Origin of the sequence: Amphritea opalescens (assembly GCF_003957515.1) — a bacterium.
Taxonomy (GTDB): domain Bacteria; phylum Pseudomonadota; class Gammaproteobacteria; order Pseudomonadales; family Balneatricaceae; genus Amphritea; species Amphritea opalescens.
This window is the reverse complement of the sequence record NZ_RQXW01000014.1, coordinates 1-19,128: the sequence shown is the minus strand read 5'-3', so window position 1 is coordinate 19,128 and position 19,128 is coordinate 1. Positions and strand designations below refer to the sequence as shown.

General features: G+C 50.9%; 20 protein-coding genes and 1 other RNA gene. 9 read left to right on the top strand and 12 right to left on the bottom strand.

Annotated features, from left to right (window positions below; all coding sequences use genetic code 11):
* The first annotated feature begins 6 nt into the window (after positions 1–6).
* Complete coding sequence (locus tag EH243_RS14080) at positions 7–588, top strand: NUDIX domain-containing protein (protein ID WP_126159318.1); 582 nt, start codon at positions 7–9, stop codon at positions 586–588.
* A 22-nt stretch (positions 589–610) separates the two neighbouring features.
* On the opposite strand, the gene lgt is transcribed toward EH243_RS14080, so the two are convergent.
* Positions 611–1,408 carry a prolipoprotein diacylglyceryl transferase gene (gene lgt, locus EH243_RS14075; RefSeq protein ID WP_126159317.1) on the bottom strand — a complete coding sequence of 266 codons (798 nt, stop codon included), beginning with the start codon at positions 1,406–1,408 and terminating at the stop codon, positions 611–613.
* A 175-nt stretch (positions 1,409–1,583) separates the two neighbouring features.
* Here lgt and EH243_RS14070 point away from each other — a divergent pair, with 175 nt between their 5' ends.
* Complete coding sequence (locus EH243_RS14070; protein ID WP_126159316.1) at positions 1,584–2,345, top strand: NRDE family protein; 762 nt, start codon at positions 1,584–1,586, stop codon at positions 2,343–2,345.
* 41 nt (positions 2,346–2,386) lie between these two features.
* Here EH243_RS14070 and ptsP read toward each other — a convergent pair whose 3' ends face one another.
* Entirely contained in the window at positions 2,387–4,666 is a 2,280-nt protein-coding gene (ptsP, locus tag EH243_RS14065) for a phosphoenolpyruvate--protein phosphotransferase (protein WP_126159315.1), read from the bottom strand.
* 7 nt (positions 4,667–4,673) lie between these two features.
* Positions 4,674–5,177 (bottom strand): RNA pyrophosphohydrolase, encoded by a 504-nt coding sequence (gene rppH / locus EH243_RS14060; RefSeq protein ID WP_126159314.1) that lies wholly within the window; start codon positions 5,175–5,177, stop codon positions 4,674–4,676.
* A 164-nt stretch (positions 5,178–5,341) separates the two neighbouring features.
* Here rppH and EH243_RS14055 point away from each other — a divergent pair, with 164 nt between their 5' ends.
* Both EH243_RS14055 and EH243_RS14050 read left to right on the top strand, forming a co-directional pair.
* Positions 5,342–5,995, top strand: a complete 654-nt coding sequence (locus EH243_RS14055; RefSeq protein WP_126159313.1) for a histidinol-phosphatase — start codon at positions 5,342–5,344, stop codon at positions 5,993–5,995.
* Between the two features lie 168 nt (positions 5,996–6,163).
* Complete coding sequence (locus EH243_RS14050; protein WP_126159312.1) at positions 6,164–6,568, top strand: CBS domain-containing protein; 405 nt, start codon at positions 6,164–6,166, stop codon at positions 6,566–6,568.
* A gap of 65 nt (positions 6,569–6,633) precedes the next feature.
* Here EH243_RS14050 and EH243_RS14045 read toward each other — a convergent pair whose 3' ends face one another.
* From EH243_RS14045 to EH243_RS14010, 8 genes are all read right to left on the bottom strand, one after another.
* The gene (locus EH243_RS14045; protein ID WP_126159311.1) at positions 6,634–7,671 is read right to left on the bottom strand and encodes an NADP(H)-dependent aldo-keto reductase; all 1,038 of its coding nucleotides are present in this window, start codon (positions 7,669–7,671) and stop codon (positions 6,634–6,636) included.
* Positions 7,672–7,695: 24 nt separating this feature from the next.
* Positions 7,696–8,886, bottom strand: coding sequence for a class I SAM-dependent rRNA methyltransferase (locus tag EH243_RS14040; protein ID WP_241235091.1), 1,191 nt, complete (start codon positions 8,884–8,886; stop codon positions 7,696–7,698).
* Positions 8,887–9,000: 114 nt separating this feature from the next.
* Positions 9,001–9,393, bottom strand: a complete 393-nt coding sequence (gene gcvH / locus EH243_RS14035; protein ID WP_126159309.1) for a glycine cleavage system protein GcvH — start codon at positions 9,391–9,393, stop codon at positions 9,001–9,003.
* A gap of 23 nt (positions 9,394–9,416) precedes the next feature.
* Entirely contained in the window at positions 9,417–10,523 is a 1,107-nt protein-coding gene (gene gcvT, locus EH243_RS14030; protein WP_126159396.1) for a glycine cleavage system aminomethyltransferase GcvT, read from the bottom strand.
* Positions 10,524–10,724: 201 nt separating this feature from the next.
* Complete coding sequence (locus EH243_RS14025; protein ID WP_126159308.1) at positions 10,725–11,984, bottom strand: UbiH/UbiF/VisC/COQ6 family ubiquinone biosynthesis hydroxylase; 1,260 nt, start codon at positions 11,982–11,984, stop codon at positions 10,725–10,727.
* A 28-nt stretch (positions 11,985–12,012) separates the two neighbouring features.
* Positions 12,013–13,284, bottom strand: a complete 1,272-nt coding sequence (gene ubiH / locus EH243_RS14020; protein WP_126159307.1) for a 2-octaprenyl-6-methoxyphenyl hydroxylase — start codon at positions 13,282–13,284, stop codon at positions 12,013–12,015.
* A gap of 59 nt (positions 13,285–13,343) precedes the next feature.
* Positions 13,344–14,663 carry a Xaa-Pro aminopeptidase gene (pepP, locus tag EH243_RS14015; RefSeq protein ID WP_126159306.1) on the bottom strand — a complete coding sequence of 440 codons (1,320 nt, stop codon included), beginning with the start codon at positions 14,661–14,663 and terminating at the stop codon, positions 13,344–13,346.
* An 18-nt stretch (positions 14,664–14,681) separates the two neighbouring features.
* The gene (locus tag EH243_RS14010; RefSeq protein ID WP_126159305.1) at positions 14,682–15,275 is read right to left on the bottom strand and encodes a UPF0149 family protein; all 594 of its coding nucleotides are present in this window, start codon (positions 15,273–15,275) and stop codon (positions 14,682–14,684) included.
* Positions 15,276–15,399: 124 nt separating this feature from the next.
* Here EH243_RS14010 and EH243_RS14005 point away from each other — a divergent pair, with 124 nt between their 5' ends.
* The 4 genes from EH243_RS14005 to EH243_RS13990 all read left to right on the top strand — a co-directional run bounded on the left by EH243_RS14005 (position 15,400) and on the right by EH243_RS13990 (position 16,876).
* The gene (locus EH243_RS14005) at positions 15,400–15,624 is read left to right on the top strand and encodes a DUF904 domain-containing protein (protein ID WP_126159304.1); all 225 of its coding nucleotides are present in this window, start codon (positions 15,400–15,402) and stop codon (positions 15,622–15,624) included.
* The gene (locus EH243_RS14000; RefSeq protein WP_126159303.1) at positions 15,621–15,908 is read left to right on the top strand and encodes a cell division protein ZapA; all 288 of its coding nucleotides are present in this window, start codon (positions 15,621–15,623) and stop codon (positions 15,906–15,908) included. Before EH243_RS14005 ends, EH243_RS14000 begins: the two co-directional genes overlap by 4 nt.
* Positions 15,909–16,064: 156 nt before the next feature.
* Positions 16,065–16,244: non-coding RNA, 6S RNA (ssrS, locus tag EH243_RS13995), on the top strand.
* 26 nt (positions 16,245–16,270) lie between these two features.
* Positions 16,271–16,876, top strand: a complete 606-nt coding sequence (locus tag EH243_RS13990) for a 5-formyltetrahydrofolate cyclo-ligase (RefSeq protein ID WP_126159302.1) — start codon at positions 16,271–16,273, stop codon at positions 16,874–16,876.
* A gap of 315 nt (positions 16,877–17,191) precedes the next feature.
* Here EH243_RS13990 and EH243_RS13985 read toward each other — a convergent pair whose 3' ends face one another.
* Positions 17,192–18,112: an AEC family transporter gene (locus EH243_RS13985; RefSeq protein WP_126159301.1), complete on the bottom strand. Its 921-nt coding sequence runs from the start codon at positions 18,110–18,112 to the stop codon at positions 17,192–17,194.
* Positions 18,113–18,436: 324 nt separating this feature from the next.
* Between EH243_RS13985 and EH243_RS13980 the strand changes: the two genes are divergently transcribed.
* Positions 18,437–18,949, top strand: coding sequence for a glycine cleavage system transcriptional repressor (locus EH243_RS13980; protein WP_126159300.1), 513 nt, complete (start codon positions 18,437–18,439; stop codon positions 18,947–18,949).
* Positions 18,950–19,128: the final 179 nt, after the last annotated feature.

Genomic DNA, 19,128 nt, shown 5'->3' with positions numbered 1-19,128 from the left:
CTAATCATGACAAAACCCAAGATAGGTGGTTGGCAGCAAAAGAGTCAACAGATTGCTTATGAGAACCCCTGGATTCAGGTTCGCCATGAAGAGGTGATCCGTCCTAACGGCACCGAGGGGATCTATGGCGTTGTACATTTTAAATCCCGAGCGATTGGCATTATCGCCATTGATGATGACGATCAGATCTGCCTAGTCAAACAGAGCCGCTACCCTAACAATGAGACCACCATTGAGATTCCAGAGGGTGGCGCATCACTCGATGAACCTCCACTGGATGCAGCCAAACGAGAACTTCGCGAAGAAACAGGCTTAACCGCTGAGCATTGGCAGCCCTTTATGGAGCTGAGAACATCAAACTCGGTGACCGATGAAGTCGCTTTTATCTTTTTAGCAACCCAACTAAGCCAAGGCCCGCAACAGCTAGAAGACACCGAAGATATCACTCTCATGAAAGTGACCACCGACGAGGCTATCGCGATGGCCATCAAGGGAGAGATCACAGATGCCATGTCCGTCGCCGCACTGCTCAAACTCGCGCTAAGCCGCACACAGGACGCACAGCCCCCTAATCACACGATAAAATAACACGGGGCCGTTAGAGAACGACCTATGCCATCCGTTTCACGGTATCCCGGCTATAAGCTAACCATAATAAGAAAGCACCTAACGCAATCATCGGCAACGACAACAACTGGCCCATCGTCAACCAATCCAGCGCCACATAGCCCAACTGCACATCCGGTTGACGAAAGAACTCAACGCTCGAACGGAACAGACCGTAACAGAGCAAGAACATCCCTGAGACCGCCATTTTTGGCCGCGGTTTAGCGGAATAGAACCACAGCACCACAAACAGCACCACGCCCTCTAAGGCAAATTCATACAGCTGCGATGGATGACGGGCTAACGTATCACCGGCACGGGGAAAAATAACACCCCAGCTTTGATCCGTTGGCCGACCCCATAGCTCGCCACCAATAAAGTTACCGATACGTCCCGCGCCCAACCCAATCGGAATCAAGGGCGCGACAAAGTCACCGATATCAAAATAGCTCTTCTGATATTTATGGGAGAAATAACCAATCGCCGCAATCACCCCGAGCAAGCCACCATGGAATGACATCCCTCCTTCCCAGACGGCAAATAACCAGAGCGGATCGTTGAGAAACTGATCAAAGTTATAAAACACCACATAACCAAACCGGCCCCCGAGCACCACCCCGACAGCGCCCCAAAAAATCAGATCGGAGATCTGCTCTTCGGTCCAACCAGAACCGGGGCGACGTGCGCGCTTACCACCGAGATACCAGGCTGAGGCGAAACCAACCAGATACATCAGCCCATACCAGTGAATTTTTAATGGCCCTAACGCCACCGCAATTGGATCAATATCATGCACCCACATTAAAACTGACTTCCTTTATTCTGAATCTGCCGGATAAAATCACGCTTATTGCGCATCCTATAATAGATAAATGACAAATATTGGTTTTAAATGAAGCTGTTACCCACAGCTTAGCGATAAAAATTTCTTATAAATATAACGGCTAACGCTTGCCGAGCCAAAGAGAGAACCCGCCGTGTGCCTGATTCTGTTCGCCTACAACCACCACCCCGACTACAAACTGATCCTCACCGCTAATCGGGATGAGTTTTACAATCGCCCTACCCGTGCGATGCAGTACTGGCCCGACCAGCCCGATCTATTGGCAGGCAAAGATCTCGAACAAGGCGGCACCTGGTTAGGGCTCACCCGTAGCGGGCGCTTTTCCGCCCTCACTAACCACCGCAACGGCTTAACTAAACCCCAGGGGCATCGCTCTAGGGGCAACCTGCCGCTAGATTTTCTACTGAGCGATCAAAGCTGTAGTCACTTTATTCGCACGACCCACACCGATGATTTTGATGGCTTTAATCAACTCATCGATGATGGCCAGCAACTATGCTATCTATCCAATCGTGCCGAAGCACTGCAACCAATCCCCAATGGGATTCACGGCATCAGCAACGCTGTCTTTGATACTCCCTGGCCAAAACTCCTCGCGGCCAAGCAGGCCTTAAAACAGTGTATCGATAACGACTTATCCCCCGATAGCCTCATCAAACTGATGCAGGACACAACCACCTACCCCGACGAACAGTTACCACACACCGGTATCGATCTCGCTCTCGAACGCCGACTATCCGCCAGCTTTATTCATTCAGAGCACTACGGCACCCGAGCCACCACCGCGATACTCATCAAGCATAATGGTGAAACCGAGGTGGTCGAACAGAGTTATGATGCGCAGGGAAAAACCGAGCGACATGCCTTTCGCTTCGTAGCACTGAAACCCAGTTAAAAGAACGAAAGCTTGAGTCTCGAACATTCAGCGGCGATCGATCAGTCGGGCATCGTCGGCTGAGTCAGCTGACCTAGGCCCATCTCTTTCAAGCGACTACTCAACGCAGCCTGAATCTTATCCGCATCGCCAATCACGATAATCTCGCTTAATAGCGCCTTGGCCCGCTCAAAACTGATTCCCCGCAAAGCAAATTTCACCTTAGGCAGGTTCGTTGCATTCATGGACAGCACATCGTAACCCATCGCCATCAGCAAAATAGCACCCGCAGGGTCCGCCGCCATTTCACCACAGATGCTTACCGAGACATTCTCTTTGTGGGCTTCCAAAACGATGAACTGCAACGCTTTTAACACCGCCGGATGATAAGGCACGTAAAGATCCGCCACCCGTGGATTATTGCGATCGACGGCCAACAGATACTGGGTCAGGTCATTCGAACCCACCGAGATAAAATCGACCCGCCGTGCAAAACGACGCACCTGATAGACAGCCGCAGGGACTTCGATCATCACGCCAATCAGCGGTTGAGTGATGTTATGTCCCTCTTCTCGCAAACCTTCCACCGCTTGTGCAATCAGCCGTTTAGATTCATCTACCTCCCGCACGCTGGTGACCATCGGCAGCATGATACGCAGGTTATCTAACCCCTCGGCGGCACGGAGCATGGCTCGAATCTGCACCAGAAAGATCTCGGGATGATCCAAGGTCACCCGAATACCGCGCCAGCCGAGAAAGGGGTTATCTTCTTTAATGGGAAAGTAGGACAGCGGTTTATCACCACCGATATCCAGCGTGCGCATGGTGACCGGACGGGGCGCAAAGGCTTCTAACTGCTTGCGATAGGTCTCCATCTGATCCTGCTCGCTGGGGAAGAAATCCCGAATCATAAAGGGAATCTCGGTGCGATAGAGACCGATACCTTCCGCCCCCCGATCGAGGGCCCGAGCGACATCGGCAATCAAACCGGTATTCACCCACAGCGGCATACGATAACCATCGGTGGTTTCCGCCGGCAGCTCCTTTAACCCTTCGAGCCCCGCATTAACCTCGTCTTCCTCACGGATAACCTCTTGATAACACTGAATCAGATCGTCAGATGGATTGATAAACGCCCGACCGGAGTAGCCATCGAGAATCACATTCAACCCTTCTACCCGCGTATAGGGCAGATCTACAACCCCCATCAAAGTAGGAATACCCATCGAGCGGGCCAGAATCGCCGCATGGGAGTTACCGGAGCCATGCACGGAGATCAGGCCGACCAACTTTTCCGTCGGCACCTCACCAAGCATCGCAGGTGTTAGCTCATCGGCCACCAGAATGGTATTTTCCGGGAAGACAATCTCTGACAATGAGGGGCCAGATTCCTGCAGGAAGGTCAGCATGCGGCGGCCAAGATCTTTAATATCCGTAGCCCGTTCTCTCAGATAAGGATCATCCATCATCGAGAACTGCTGCACATGCTCGCCAATCACCTGTTTGAGTGCACCCTGAGCCCAACTTCCCGCTTTAATACGAGCAATAATCTCGCCGCCCAACGCATTGTCATCGAGCATACGGATATACACATCAAACAGCTCACGCTCTTCTGAACGCAAACGTTTCGCTAGGCTACGGCCTACCCGTTTAATATCCCGCCGCACTTGAGCCAAGGCTCGCTTAAAGGTGGCCACCTCGGCCTTAATATCATCGACTTTTCGATCCGGCACACCGTCGAGATCCGCTAGCGGCGTCATCACCACGGCGGGGCCAATAGCGACACCGATACAGCCGGAGACGCCTTCAAACTTACGGTCGGCTTCGTTTTTAGTGTGGTCGGAAATCTGTAGAATTGAACCGGTCGCCTCTGCGTGGGCGATCACCCCCGCCAGTTGCGCCGACATCGTCACCATGAAGGCTTCTTCTGATTCGTCAAACTTACGAATCAGCTTTTGCTGAACAACCAGAACCCCCAACAAGGTGCGATGGTGAATAATCGGCACGCCGAGAAACGCATGAAACTTTTTTTCGCCAGTACCTTTTAAATAGGTAAATGCGCTGTGGGTCGCCGCATCTTCGAGGTTGATCGGCTCAGCACGCTGACCGACCAAGCCCACAATACCCTCGTCAACCGAAAGAGAGACTCGCCCGACTGACTTTTGATTCAACCCCTGCGTCGCCATCAACATATAGCGTTCGCGTTGTCGGTCAAGCAGATAGATAGAGCAGACATCTGTACGGATCGCACGCTGCACACGGCGGACAATAACATCCAGCACCGATTCAAGATCCGCTGCGGCATTAACCTCCTGTACAATTTTGCGTAGCGTTTCCAGCATACGGTGCCTACTCCTTTATATACCAGCCCCCAAGAACCAGTCGGGTCAATTTTGGTGACAGTTCACGCATCGCTTTGCGATACACATCCCGCTTAAATGCCACCACTTGGCCAAGAGGGTACCAGTAACTCACCCAACGCCAGCCATCAAACTCAGGAGAGTTTGTTGAATCTATCACGACTGCGCTGTCATCACTCAACATGCGCAGTAAAAACCATTTTTGTTTCTGTCCTACACAAACCGGATGGGAATGGTGTCTTATCATGCGTTTGGGTAGCCGGTAACGAAGCCAGCCTCGGGTAACAGCAATCACCTCAACATCTTCAGGTGAGAGCCCAATCTCCTCTTTAAGTTCCCGATACATCGCCTGTTCTGGCGATTCTGACACGTTAATTCCCCCTTGAGGAAACTGCCATGCATTTTGCCCTATACGTCTTGCCCAAAGCACCTGACCCATCGAGTTCGCCAGAATGATACCGACATTCGGCCTGAACCCATCTGAATCTATCACGGTGAATTCCTTACAAATTCTTTTACGCTATTGTTCCACAACTTCAGGCAATACAGCAAATTAAGCTGGCCGATAAAATTCAGGATTAATAATTGCCACCTTAACCATGAGCCACTATTCTTAGCGCTGCGTTTTAAAGCTGACCTTATATTGGAGAGAGAACCTTGAGCCTGGCGATTTTCGATTTAGATAACACCCTACTAAACGGCGATAGCGATCACGCCTGGGGCGAGTTTTTATGCAACAAGGGTATTGTCGATACTCAAGCCTACCGTCAAGCCAATGATTATTTTTATCAACAATATCAAAAAGGTACGCTGGATATCCTCGAGTTTCTGGAGTTTGCGCTAAAACCCTTAAGCGAGCATGAGCCAGCCGTCCTCGAACAACTGCATCAAGAATTTATGCAGACCACCGTAGCCTCGATGATGTTAGACAAAGCAGCCACGCTGCTGCAAAAACATCGTGACCAAGGTGATTACCTACTAATCATTACCGCCACCAACCGTTTTGTCACCGGCCCTATCGCCGCCGCACTTGGTGTCGACGATACCCTAGCCACCGAACCCGAGATGATTGATGGTCGCTATACGGGTAAAGTCGCGGGCATTCCCTGCTTTCAGGCGGGCAAAGTAGAGCGTCTTAACGCTTGGCTAGCGCAAACCGGCCGTTCCATGGACGACAGCTATTTTTACAGCGATTCCATTAACGATAAGCCATTGCTGGAACGGGTCACCCACCCCGTCGCCGTCGATCCCGATGAACGGCTCAAGCAAACCGCTGAAGATAACGGCTGGCCCATTATTAGTCTCCGATAAAGCGCCCCATCTCCTCTTAATCGATTCAACATCTAATGCTCTGCCCTCACAGGTGGGGCATTTTTTATATCCAGTAGCTTGCCGCTATCAGCTGAATAGCCAAGCCTGATTGGTGAAACCCACGTTTTGCTGCAAGACTGTATATAAGCAACAGAGGAGATGAAGACCATGATTTTAATTAGAGATATTATGTCTGAATGCATAACACCGTTACCTGAAGAGATGTCATTACCACAAGCAGTGGATCAACTCATCGCTAGTAACATGATCGGTTTGCCCGTCATCGATGCCAACAAGCATCTCACCGGCTTCCTATCAGAGCAAGATTGCATCCCGTTCTTACTCGGCGATAGCTATCACTGTGACAGCCATGTGTTGGTCAAGGATATGATGCAACGCACACCGCTGAGCGTAAAACCTAGCCAAACCGTGCTGGAACTCGCGCAGATGATGGCCACGAATAAGCCGAAAATCTATCCGGTCATCGACAACGGCATACTCGTCGGTCTCGTTAAACGGGGTCAGGTGATGGCCGCGCTAAACAACCAACTAAAACAGTGCCGAGCGGCCTGAATGAATTATTCATCGATATAAAAAATGCGCTTCAATGAGCGCATTTTTCGATTAAAGCTGACCCATTAGGGACAAGGATTCGAGTATTGCGTGGCAATCCGTTCAATCCCGTCGAGCACCTCGGCTGACAACTTTAGATCGATAGAACGGATATTACTCTGCAACTGTTCCATCGTGGTCGCACCGATAATATTGCTGCCGACAAAAGGCTGATGGTTCACAAACGCCAACGCCATCTGCGCGGGGTCAAGACCATGCTCCCGTGCCAGCAAGACATATTCCGCCGTCGCCTTCAGCCCCATATCGGTAAAATAGCGGGCAAAGCGAGGAAACTGGTTGATACGATCATCGGGGCCTGCACTACCATCCAGATACTTGCCACTGAGCGTACCAAACGCCAAGGGTGAATAGGCTAACAGATCCACATTCTCCCGCAGCATCACCTCACTTAAACCCACTTCATCTTTTCGATTCAACAAGTTGTATGGGTTCTGCACCGAAACGACCCGCGGCAACCCAAGCGCCTCAGCATAACTGAGGAACTTCATCACTCCCCAAGGCACCTCATTGGATAAACCGACATAGCGAATTAGTCCTTCATCGACCAACTCTTTTAGCGCTTCAAGCGTTTCCAGTATGGGCGTGCCATCCTGTTCCGGCTGGTGCTTATAATTCAACTGACCAAAAAAGTTAGTCGACCGCTCCGGCCAATGAATCTGATAAAGATCCACATAATCGGTCTGCAAACGCTGCAAACTATCCGTAATCGCTTGGCGGATATTGGCTTTATCGAGGCAGAGCCCCGGCCGAATATGCGTCGCCATCTCTGCAGGCCCGCTTACTTTAGTCGCCAGAATAATCCGCTCACGGTTACCCCGCGCCTTAATCCAGCTACCAACGTACTCTTCCGTACGCCCTTGGGTCGCTGGGTTCGGCGGTACCGGATACATCTCCGCCGTATCAAAGAAGTTGATCCCTGCATCAACCGCATAATCGAGCTGCTGATGCGCTTCGGCCTCGGTATTTTGTTGACCGAAGGTCATAGTACCCAAACAGAGACGGCTGACGTTCAGCTCACTGCCACCGAGTAATTTATAATCCATAGCCTATGCTTTCCTCAGATCGATTTAGGTGACCGGTAACAACCGGACAAAATAGGATTTCAGATAATCGGTTTCCGGTATCGCCGGGTGGACCGGATGATCGCCACCCTGATGACCCTGATCAAAAATCTGTGCCTGACGATCTAACGCACGACTTTCGGAACGGATAATATCCACCAGCCGTTCACGCTGCAGGTGCATAGAGCATGATGCCGAAATCAGCAGGCCATTTTTAGCCACCAGCCGCATCGCCAACTGATTGATCCGTTTATAAGCCTGCTCGCCGTTACGAATATCTTTACGTCGCTGAATAAAGGCCGGTGGATCAACAATCACCACGTCAAACTTTTCGCCCTCTTCCAGCAGCATTTTGCAGCCATCAAACGCATCGCCCTGAATACTGGTAAAGCGATCTTCACCGCCATTCAACACAGCGTTTTCCTGCGCCACATCCAAAGCAAATTCAGACGCATCCAAACAGGTCACATGTTCAGCGCCGGCCGCTAAGGCTTGCACTCCCCAGCCACCGATGTAGCTGAATAGATCCAACACCCGTTTGCCTTCAACGTGCTGCTGCATCCGCGCGCGGTTTAACCGGTGATCATAGAACCAACCGGTCTTCTGACCTTTATGTACGGGTGCCAAGAATGACACACCATTCTCTTCAAACGGCACGAGCTCAGGCACTTCACCGTAAGCCACTTCAGAGTAACTTTCCAGGCCTTCCGTCTGACGCATTTTGCCATCATTGCGGAAGAGAATACCCTGCGGCTTAAAGACTTTCTGCAACGCCGCCACAATATCCTCTTTAAACAGCTCCATTCCCGCTGTGGAAATTTGCACAACAAAGATATCGAAGAATCGGTCGATCACTAAACCGGACAGACCATCGCTATCTCCGAAGACTAAGCGGTAGCAAGGCTTATCAAAACAGGCTTCACGCAAAGACAAAGCAATCTTCAGACGATGAACAATCAAAGAGCGATCCAGCGGAATCTTCACGCTACGGCTCACCAGACGACCACAGATCAACGAATTAGGATTAACGTACGCCAATCCCAATGGCTTACCCGCAGAGCTCTCCACCACTACCTGTTCACCCGGAGCAAACTGCTTCAATGGCGTAAGCTGCGTATTCACTTCATTGCTGTAGATCCAGACATGGCCACCGCGTAGACGCTTATCAGCGCCAGAATTTAAACGTAGTTGTTGCAAGGAAGTTACCCTCAGTAAGACAGTTATTAGGTGGACTATTAGCAGAAAGCCTGCTGGCCCAGAAAACAGAAAGCCCCGCAGTGGCAGGGCTTAGTTATACATGATCAATACAGATCAGCTTTCGGCTTCGCACAACTCCGCGTAGCCGTCAGCGTCTAATAGATCATCGAGTTCGGTGGTATCCGACAGACGCAGTTGGACAAACCAACCGTCACCGTAAGGATCGCTGTTAACCAACTCAGGGGCATCTTCCAGATCACCATTGATGGCGATAATTTCGCCGCTCAACGGCGCATACACATCCGATGCTGCTTTAACAGACTCAACCACACCGAGGTCATCACCGGTAGCGAATTCAGCGCCGGCTTCCGGCAGCTCAATAAACACTACATCACCCAGAAGGTCTTGGGCATGATCAGTAATACCGATAGTTACAACACCATCACCCTCGTCACGGATCCACTCATGGCTGGCAACATACTTCAGATCGCTTGGGATATCGCTCATTTTCTCTTTCCTACAGTGAGAGTTTATGAATACACTTTCTCGCCATTGCGAACAAATGACGGTTTAACTACTTTTACTTCTACCAGTTTGCCACGCATATCAACATGGCATGTATCCGCTATATTAGCCGATACTCGGGCCATTGCTATAGAACAACCCAATGTTGGCGAGAAAGAACCGCTGGTGATTTCACCCGCTTCCTCACCGTTAATCATGACTTTTTGGTGGCTACGGAGCACGCCCCGGCTTTCAAGAACCAAGCCAACGAGCTTCTGTTTTACACCCGCCTCACGCTGTTTTTCAAGCGCTTGACGACCTACAAAATCGCGTTCTGCCGGTTCCCAAGCAATCGTCCAACCCATATTAGCCGACAATGGCGAGATTTTCTCGTCCATATCAGAGCCATACAGATTCATACCAGCTTCCAATCGTAGGGTATCACGCGCGCCCAAACCACAAGGCGCTACGCCAGCATCGGCCAAGGCTTGCCAAAAGTCTGCAACATACTCCTCTGGCACCATCACCTCAAGTCCGTCTTCGCCAGTATAGCCCGTTCTCGCAAAAAACCAGCCTTCAGATTCAAGCCCCTGAAACACCTTCAAGTCGTTAATCAGCTTAACCCGCCCATCACTCAACACCGACGCAACCTTCGCCAGCGCATTAGGCCCCTGAATGGCTACCATCGCCAATTCAGGACGTTCCGTCAAGGCGACGTTGTCGAACTTGGCGGTATGATCCGCCATCCAACGTAGATCTTTTTCACGGGTGCCACAGTTAACCACGACCCGGAACCACTCACCGGTTACATCGGGATCGGTCATCAAATAGACGATCAGATCATCAACCACGCCGCCGGTTTCGTTCAACATACCACTATAGAGCGCTTTACCCTGCTCCTGTAGTCGGATGACATCGTTCGCCAATAGGTAACGCAGATACTCTTTCGCATCAGCGCCGGTGACATCCACGACCGTCATATGAGACACATCAAACATACCTGCATCGCGACGGACGATATGGTGCTCTTCAACCTGAGAACCGTAGTGGATCGGCATATCCCAACCACCGAAGTCCACTAGTTTGGCATTCATCTGTAAATGCTTATCGTAAAGTGCCGTTTTCTGTCCCATCATTCGTAACTCACTTATCCTGAGCGAATAACCGATCGCTCTGTAGCTGTCGCTATTAATTGTTATGCAGCAATAACGCTAAGGGCTGTCTTCAAAAAGGGCAGTCAATGTATATAGAATCCAGCGGCAGTGCAAATTTTCGCATGGATTAGCGCCGGTCTTTTAGGCTAATGCGGTGCTCGTTAGCGACCTAGGTCGGCTTTACTCTTTTACCGGCCGGCGCGCTAAACGGGGCAGCGGCCCTGCCAAACCCATGGCCTGCTGCACAATATGGTTTTTCACCGGCGAGCATCGATTCATCAACGTCATACCGGTATTGCGCAATAGTCGGGGCAGTGGCCCGCCCGCATTAAATAGTCGTTTAAAGCCCTCCATTGTCACTGCCATCTGCAAATTCTCACTTTGACGGGCGCGCTGAAAACGGCGCAAATGGTAATCGGAATGCCAATTCACCCCATCCGCCAGCCCATCAAGGATAGTCTCCGCCAATGCCGCCGCATCCATTAGCCCAAGGTTAACACCCTGCCCAGCCAAGGGATGAATGGTATGTGCCGCATCACCGATCGCCGCAAAGCCCGCTTTAACATACTGTTGCGCATGACGTTGACGCAGGGGAAACACATAGCGTGCATCGGTATGGGTCACCGCCCCTAAACGCCCCTCAAAGGCTCGCTCCAGCGCCTGACAAAATCCTTCGTCATCTAACTCCATCACCGCTTTCGCATGATCCGGCGAAGTAGACCAGACAATCGAACTCAGGTGACTATCCGGCAGGGGTAAAAAGGCTAACGGCCCATCATCGGTAAAACGCTGCCAGCAGGTCGCTTGGTTGGCTTGCTCGGTGGTAACCGTTGTCACGATAGCATGATGCCCGTAATCCCACTCCCACATACCGATACCCGCCAACCGACGCGTATTCGACAGCGCGCCATCGGCAGCAACCACACAGCGCGACTGCAGAGTTTCGCCATCACTCAGTGTCAGGGTACGCAACCCATCAGCATCCGGCTCGGATAGCTCGGTCAATGCCACCCCTACGGATAACTGGCACTGCGCCAAACCCGCTACTCGCTGCAACAGCGCCGCTTGCGTGACTCGGTTTTCAACAATATGACCTAAACAGGGTTCATGTAACTCGGTACAATCGAAGCGTATCTCGCCGGTACCCTCACCGTCCCAAACATCCATCGCACGGTAAGGCATTAACCGCATCTGTTCGATCTGCGACCAAACACCTGCAACCGTAAGTACCTGCTGCGATGCAACCGTCAACGCACTGACGCGAGGATCATAACCTTCCGCCCGCTGAGACTGCTCCCAACTCAGGGCTTGTGCGGCATCGACCTCTCGGCTTTCCAGAATGCGGATGCGTAAACCACTCTCCGCCAATAATGCGGCCAGCGTCAGCCCCACCATACCCGCACCGACAATCACCAGATCGGTTGTATTATCTTGTGTCATTTGAGTCCTCACAGATGACTGATACGCCTCAGCGCAAATCCGGCGTCGGTTGGTCGAGCCCCATCGCGCTGCGGGCAAAGACCGTTTTCGCCATGGGACAGATATCCATCAACTGTAAACCCGCACTGCGGCCAAGGGCCAATAGTGGATTATCATTGGAAAACAGCTTCATCGTTTTATCACTAAAGCCGATCGTTTTTTGCTGATCTTGACGCACCCGGTCGGCGAATCGTGTCAGATGATGAATATCACCCAGATTAACACCCGCTTCACGGGCCTCAATCAACTCTGCCGCCAAAGCAACCACACCGCGTAACGCTAAGTTATAGCCTTGACCGGCGATGGGATGCAACGCATGGGCCGCGTTACCTAAAACAATTAATCCCTGACGCACCTGCTCGTCGGCGATACTGAGTTTCAGTGGATAACTAAAACGCTCACCGACCTTAACAAACACCCCAGCACGATAACCAAAACGCTCGTGTACCCGCTCGATAAACTGTTGATCGGTCAGCCCGAGAATCTCATCTATCTGCTCATCGGGTACCGTCCAGACCAACCCCATGCGGTGAAAATCCTGTTGCGACGCCTCGCCACTTAACACGGAGTCTTCTAGGGGTAGCAGCGCGATCGGGCCGGTATCGGTAAAGCGTTCGTAGGCAATATTGCCATGGGCGGTTTCAGGGCTAATATTGGCGATCACCGCATGCTGTTGATAACTTTTCTGTTGATAACCGATACCCAGTTGCTCACGCAACCCTGACCGGCCACCATCGGCCATCACGACGAGTTCGGCGGTTATCTGTTGATCGCCCTCTGCCGTCGTCAATGCAACCCTCATCAGGTTGTCATCAGACACAACATCGGTGACTTCCGCAGGGCACAGCAGATCAATAACCGCCGCATCTTCCTGCGCCAGACGGTTCATCAACACCCGCCCCAGCCAATGGTTTTCCACCACATAGCCCAACGCCGAGACATGCTCATCCTCAGCATTCAACCGGGTAGCGCCAAAGCGCCCTTTGTCCGATACATGGATATGGGTAATGGGGCACAGATGTTGACGTAGTTGCTGCCAAATACCGATCTGCTCATAGATTAGGCGACTGCCATAGGAGAGTGCCGTCGAGCGCGTATCGTAACTCGGCTGATACTCCTCGCTACCCGCCTCTGGCAGGGGAAAAGCTTCGACCACGGCGATCGACAATCCCAAACGCTGAGCGGCGGGAATCAGTGAGGCCGCAAGACTGCCCCCCACCATACCGCCACCAATAATGATAATATCGTAATGCTGTTTCATAACGGCCCGGACTGTTAAGACTTATCGTCGCGTTAAGCGCAAAGACGACCACACGCGATTCACGCAGAGCGGCTCATCAATGCTTCTATCTCGGCAACACCCTTTGGCGCAGCGGCACTGAGCACTTCATAACCATCCTCGGTTACCAGTACGTCATCCTCGATACGAATACCGATACCCCGCCACTTTTCATCGACACTGTCATTCTGTGGTGACACGTAGATCCCCGGCTCGACGGTTAACACCATCCCCGGCTCCAGTGAACGCCATTCGCCATCCACCTTATAATCACCCACGTCATGCACATCCATACCCAACCAGTGGCCGATACGGTGCATGTAAAACGCTCGATAGGCACCGGTTTCGATCAACTCTTCAGGGTCGCCATGCAGTAAGCCCAGGTCGATCAACCCATGGGTTAACACTTCGACCGACTTATCATGGATACAGATCCAAGGCACCCCAGGGCGTATCGCTTCGATACAGGCTAACTGGCACGCCAGCACCAGCTCATATAGCGCTTTCTGCTCAGCACTGAACTTACCCGAAACAGGGAAAGTACGGGTGATGTCACCGGCATAGTAATCCAGCTCACAACCCGCATCGATCAGTACCAGATCGCCCTCTTTCAGCACATCTTGGTTTTCGGTGTAATGCAAAACACAGGCGTTATCACCGCCGCCGACTATCGACGAGTAAGCCGGTAAGCGGCAACCATTCATCGCAAAGTGATGGGTAATCTCCGCTTCTAACTGATACTCCGTCAAACCTGGCCGGCAAACCTCCATCGCCCGCACATGAGCTTCAGCCGAAATACGGCCCGCTGCGCGCATCAAATCAGCCTCTTCAGCCGATTTGAACAATCGCTGCTCATGTAACAGCCGATCTAACATCACCATTTCGCTCGGTGACGTGGCGCCAAGCCGGCTATTTTTACGAATACCATTCAGCCAACCCTGCACCTGGGCATCGAGACTCTCATGGGTCCCGATGGAGTAATAGAGTCGATCCTTACCCTGCAGCAGCTCAACCATGCGCTCGTCTAGTTCGCCAATAGGATAAGCGTGATCCGCACCATACTGGTTACAAACACCTAAGGGTCCTGCGCGATAGCCATGCCAGATCTCCATTTCAGGGTCACGGTCGCGGCAAAAGATCACCACCTGACCGGCACTCGGACTAGGAATCAATACCAACAGCGCATCCGGCTCATTAAAGCCCGTTAAGTAATAGAAATCACTGTCTTGGCGAAAGGGATATTCCACATCTCGGTTACGCGTCACTTCGCTGGCAGAGGGAACGATCGCCACGCTGCCGGGACTCATCTTATCCATCAACTGCTGACGACGAAGGGCAAAACCTGACTGACTGATTCGCATAGTAAAAATCACTCCCTGTTAATGGAGAGTCGCACCCGGTGCAGACTCTTGTTCTGGTGGCGTATTGAACTCGCCATAAATCATCATCGATGAGATGCGGACATATTCCTGCAGCTCCATCAAATCTGACTCGTTCTCTTCATCGGCATCGGGTTCCAACTCGATCTGGGCAATCTGCGCCATATCGGCCAACGCCTCTTTCAGCTCACTGGAAAGCGACTCATTGGTATGTCCGCCCTGTAAACCAAAGCCACTCAGGTAACCCTGACACCAACAACCCAAGGCTTCCGCCCGTTCGGCCATCGACATATCATCATCGGGCAACATCAGCTGAAAACTGAAATCACTCTGTTCAAGTTGTGCCACCACCCCATCATAGAGGTCGGTAAAGGCCAGTTTCGATGATTCATGGCGAAAATCGGTGATATCGGTCAGCTCCATCGCCAGCTTCAACCAAGCTTCATGGCTAAACCGAGCACCGGCAGCAAGATAGCCGCACAACAAACCGTGCAGTTCGGCGGCACTACTGGTCATACTGTCTTCGGCGACAAGTACATCACATATTTCATAATATTCGGGAAGAAAGTCTTCAGGGGACTGGGTTTCAGGCATGGAGGCGCTACTCTGTATCGGCTTAACTTTTCAGGATTCATATCCTAGCACTTCAGCTAGAGCGGCACCATGAAACAGCACTCGATTACCAGCCATTTTCAGCTTATTATAGGCGCTCTGATAATTGAGTCTGATACCTATGTCTGCGCAAGCGTTCGATAAACTGGAACAACAGATTAATGAGCTGATCCTGCACTGCCAGAAACTTGAGCAGTCTAATCAAGATCTGCAACAACAAATTTCTGCCCTGAAAGAGGAGCGGCATCAGCGTATGCACGTCGCTAATCAGACCGATCAGAAACTCGAAGCGATGATCAGTCGCCTTAAAACGCTGGAGCAGCAGGCATGAGCAGTTCTCCCCGCAATATCTCCGTGACCCTGCTCGGTAAAGAGTATGTCGTCGCCTGCCCTGCCGAAGCCGAAGCGGAACTCCTTAAAGCCGCCGCCTACCTCGATAAAAAGATGCAAGACATCCGTGCAGGCGGTCGCATCATCGGCTCAGAAAAAGTTGCCGTCATGGCAGCATTGAATATCACCTATGAATTACAATCCAGCCAAACCGCCGAGCGAGAAGCGGTTAACTCACGCCTGAGCCATCTTAGCCTGCTGCTCGAAAAAACATTAGCTGAGTGATTTTTAAGCAACTAACAGGGTTACGCTTGAATATTTTTCAATTACCGAAAATAACCTTATTTTTCACCTAATTAAACATCCGGTTATTTCTCGCAATAGCACATTAAAGTGTTAATTCAAGGCTGACTTTCTATTCTAGAGCGGTATAATGAGATCAGCTCCCTGAGGTTATTGGTTGTTCTGGTTAGTCCCTTGAGCCGATAATCACACCATTGGAAGCTTCTTGTATTATCTGATGTGCATGTCCGCTTGCCGGAAAGCCTAATTTTAATCTGAAGCTGCCACCTTGAACCTTCGGGTTCAGGGCCGATCCAGCGCCGTAACCCTGGGGAGTCTTCTCTCTTTCCTGCCGTGACAATCGAATGAAACAAGCCAGCGATTATAAAAAAAATCTGCGTCGTCAAATACGTAAAATGCGCCGTAGCTTACCGCCGGCCACTCAACGTCAGCACGCTCAAGGTTTACTCTCAACTATTCGCCGACTGTCTCAATTTCGTCGCAGCCGCACCATTGCCCTCTACCTTGCCAGTGATGGTGAGATTAGCCCTGAACAGGTGATTCAATACTGCCGAAAACTGGGTAAACGATGTTTTTTGCCGGTACTTCACCCGGTACGCCATAACCGCCTCTGGTTTATTGAATACACGAAAGATACTGTATTAGATGCCAATATCTATGGCATTAAAGAACCCGCATTGGTACAGGCACCACGACGTCCGGCCTGGGCTTTAGATCTAGTCTTATTGCCATTGGTTGCCTTTGATGAACAGGGCGGCCGTTTAGGTATGGGGGGCGGATATTATGACCGAACCTTTGCCTTTAAGCAGGGTTGGCGTCACGGAAGGGGCACACGCCTAATTGGATTGGCGCATGATCTACAGAAAGTGGATCAACTTAAAACAGAAAGCTGGGATATTCCCTTGGAAGGTATTGCCACCGAGAAACGCTTCTACCGCGCCACCCGATAACCCTCAGTTAGCAAAAGCTTCTCCTACCAAAGATACAAATTCGATATCAGCATGGCTGACACCGGTAAACACCGTACCCAAAATAAATACAGCCACCAGTACTACAACGATATCCGGCCCTTTTCTCATTTTCCAACTGCTCAGTAATTTTAGTTCGCTAACTCAAAAGCGCTTATATTCTTGCATACAGAACAAAAAAAACAACTGTTTTATGATGTATTTTTAAGAACTTATGCGCACTTTATCGACAAATGCTTTAAAAGCTTACTAAAAGACATTAAAAAACGAGGAAAAGTTCCCTTTTTTTACAGAAATTCATAAAAAAGACGGCAAAATCGATAAAACTATCGGCATTAGCAGCATAGACAACAATGTTTGCCCCGTAATGATCGCCGACATTAGCGTCGCATCGCCTCCTAATTGCCGCGCTAATACATAGGCAGAGGGCGCCGTGGGCAGAGCACTGAAGAGTAATAACACCTGAGCCACCTCAAGTGAGTCGATAAACAGCCTACAGATAAACAGCATCACGACAGGAAACAGCAACAACTTCACTGCGCTACTGTAGATCACCGCACCGCCCGCTTTGCGCAAAGCGGTCAAGTTAAGACCCGCCCCCACCGCCAGCAATGCCAACGGCAATGCCATACCACTGGCCAAGCCAGCAACCGATGCCACCGCCCAGGGCAAACCAATACCCGACAGATTCAGAAAGATGCCGATAAAACAGGCAATAATCAGCGGGTTTTTTAGAATCGCCCACAGGGCACTCAAATAACCCGCATCTTTACGGGTATACAAACTAAAAATCAAAACACAGAGCAGATTTAACAACGGGATCATCACCGCAATAATGACCGCTGCGATGGCCACCCCGCTATCACCAAATATCGCCGCGCTGGCCGCTAAACCCACATAGGTATTAAAGCGTATCCCACCCTGATAAACCGAGGTAAAACTACCACCGTCCAACGGCTTTAATCGCTGTATAACCAATAGCACCAGCGTGCCGGCAAACAACAACAAAGCCACCGCCAAGGCAACATCAGCCACCGGCACCGCACCGACATCCGCCAGACTCAGCTTATGCACCAACAACAACGGAAACAGCAGAAAATAGATTAACCTTTCTGCAGGCTCCCAAAAGCCATCACCCGGAAACGCCATACGCCGAATAATATGTCCGGCACATAGCAACGCAAAAACCGGCCATAAGGCCGTAAGAATCTCGTTCATCTGTGTTTATAATCCAACAAAAAGCTGTGCATATTGACCATCAAGCGGTTCTCGGCCGAAACTTAAGACTTCAGCCCCGATAGCAGGATGATCTGAATTATGGGATGATCCATTAACGTTGTCAGCACTTTTTAAGCAAGACGCCTTAAACAGTGCACCGACATTTCAACTCGCCCTTTACTCTGGCCGTTGAAACCTTAACCCTAAGCCAGTTATTCTAGCACCACAACGGTTCAACCCTATATACCGTACAGACGAGAGTTAACGTCCGCCATCGCAAAGACAAAAAGCCCCGTCTGAATATATTTTAAGGAGCAAATAATCATGACACCTCTCGTACTCACCGTCATCGCCCCAGACAAACCCGGCCTGGTAGAACGACTGTCCCAAACCATCGCGGACAATGGCGGCAACTGGCTAGAAAGCAGCATGTCCCGCCTCGCGGGTAAGTTTGCCGGTATTTTGATTGTATCGGTGGCCGAAGAACGCGCAGAGACACTGATCGAGGCGCTGCAAGCACTCGAATCTCAGGGACTCAGAGTCATCGTTGCACGTAGTCCACAATATGAAACATCCGCCGACAGTAACAATATTACGCTGGAGCTGATTGGCCACGACAAACCCGGCATCGTCCGCGAAATATCTCAGGCACTCAGCCGCTTCAACATCAATGTCGAGCGTCTATCGACAGAACTGGTCAGCGGTTCAATGTCGGCCGAAGAGTTGTTCAAAGCGGATGCCGATCTTACCGTCCCCGCCGGCGTTGATCTGGATGATCTACAACAGGCACTGGAAGCAATAGCCGGCGACCTTATGGTTGATATCACACTGAACTAAGCGGCTCGGTTACAACGTTTTAAGTCCACAAAAAAACCCGCCTACTGGCGGGTCAGACTGCTGAAAAAGTCCTCGTCAAATGACGAGGATTTTTTATAATAGAGCCATGTTAAAAGAACGCCCCCAAACCCAGTCCACCCTTGAGTTTGTCTGTATTGATGAGCTTGTGCCTAAAGATC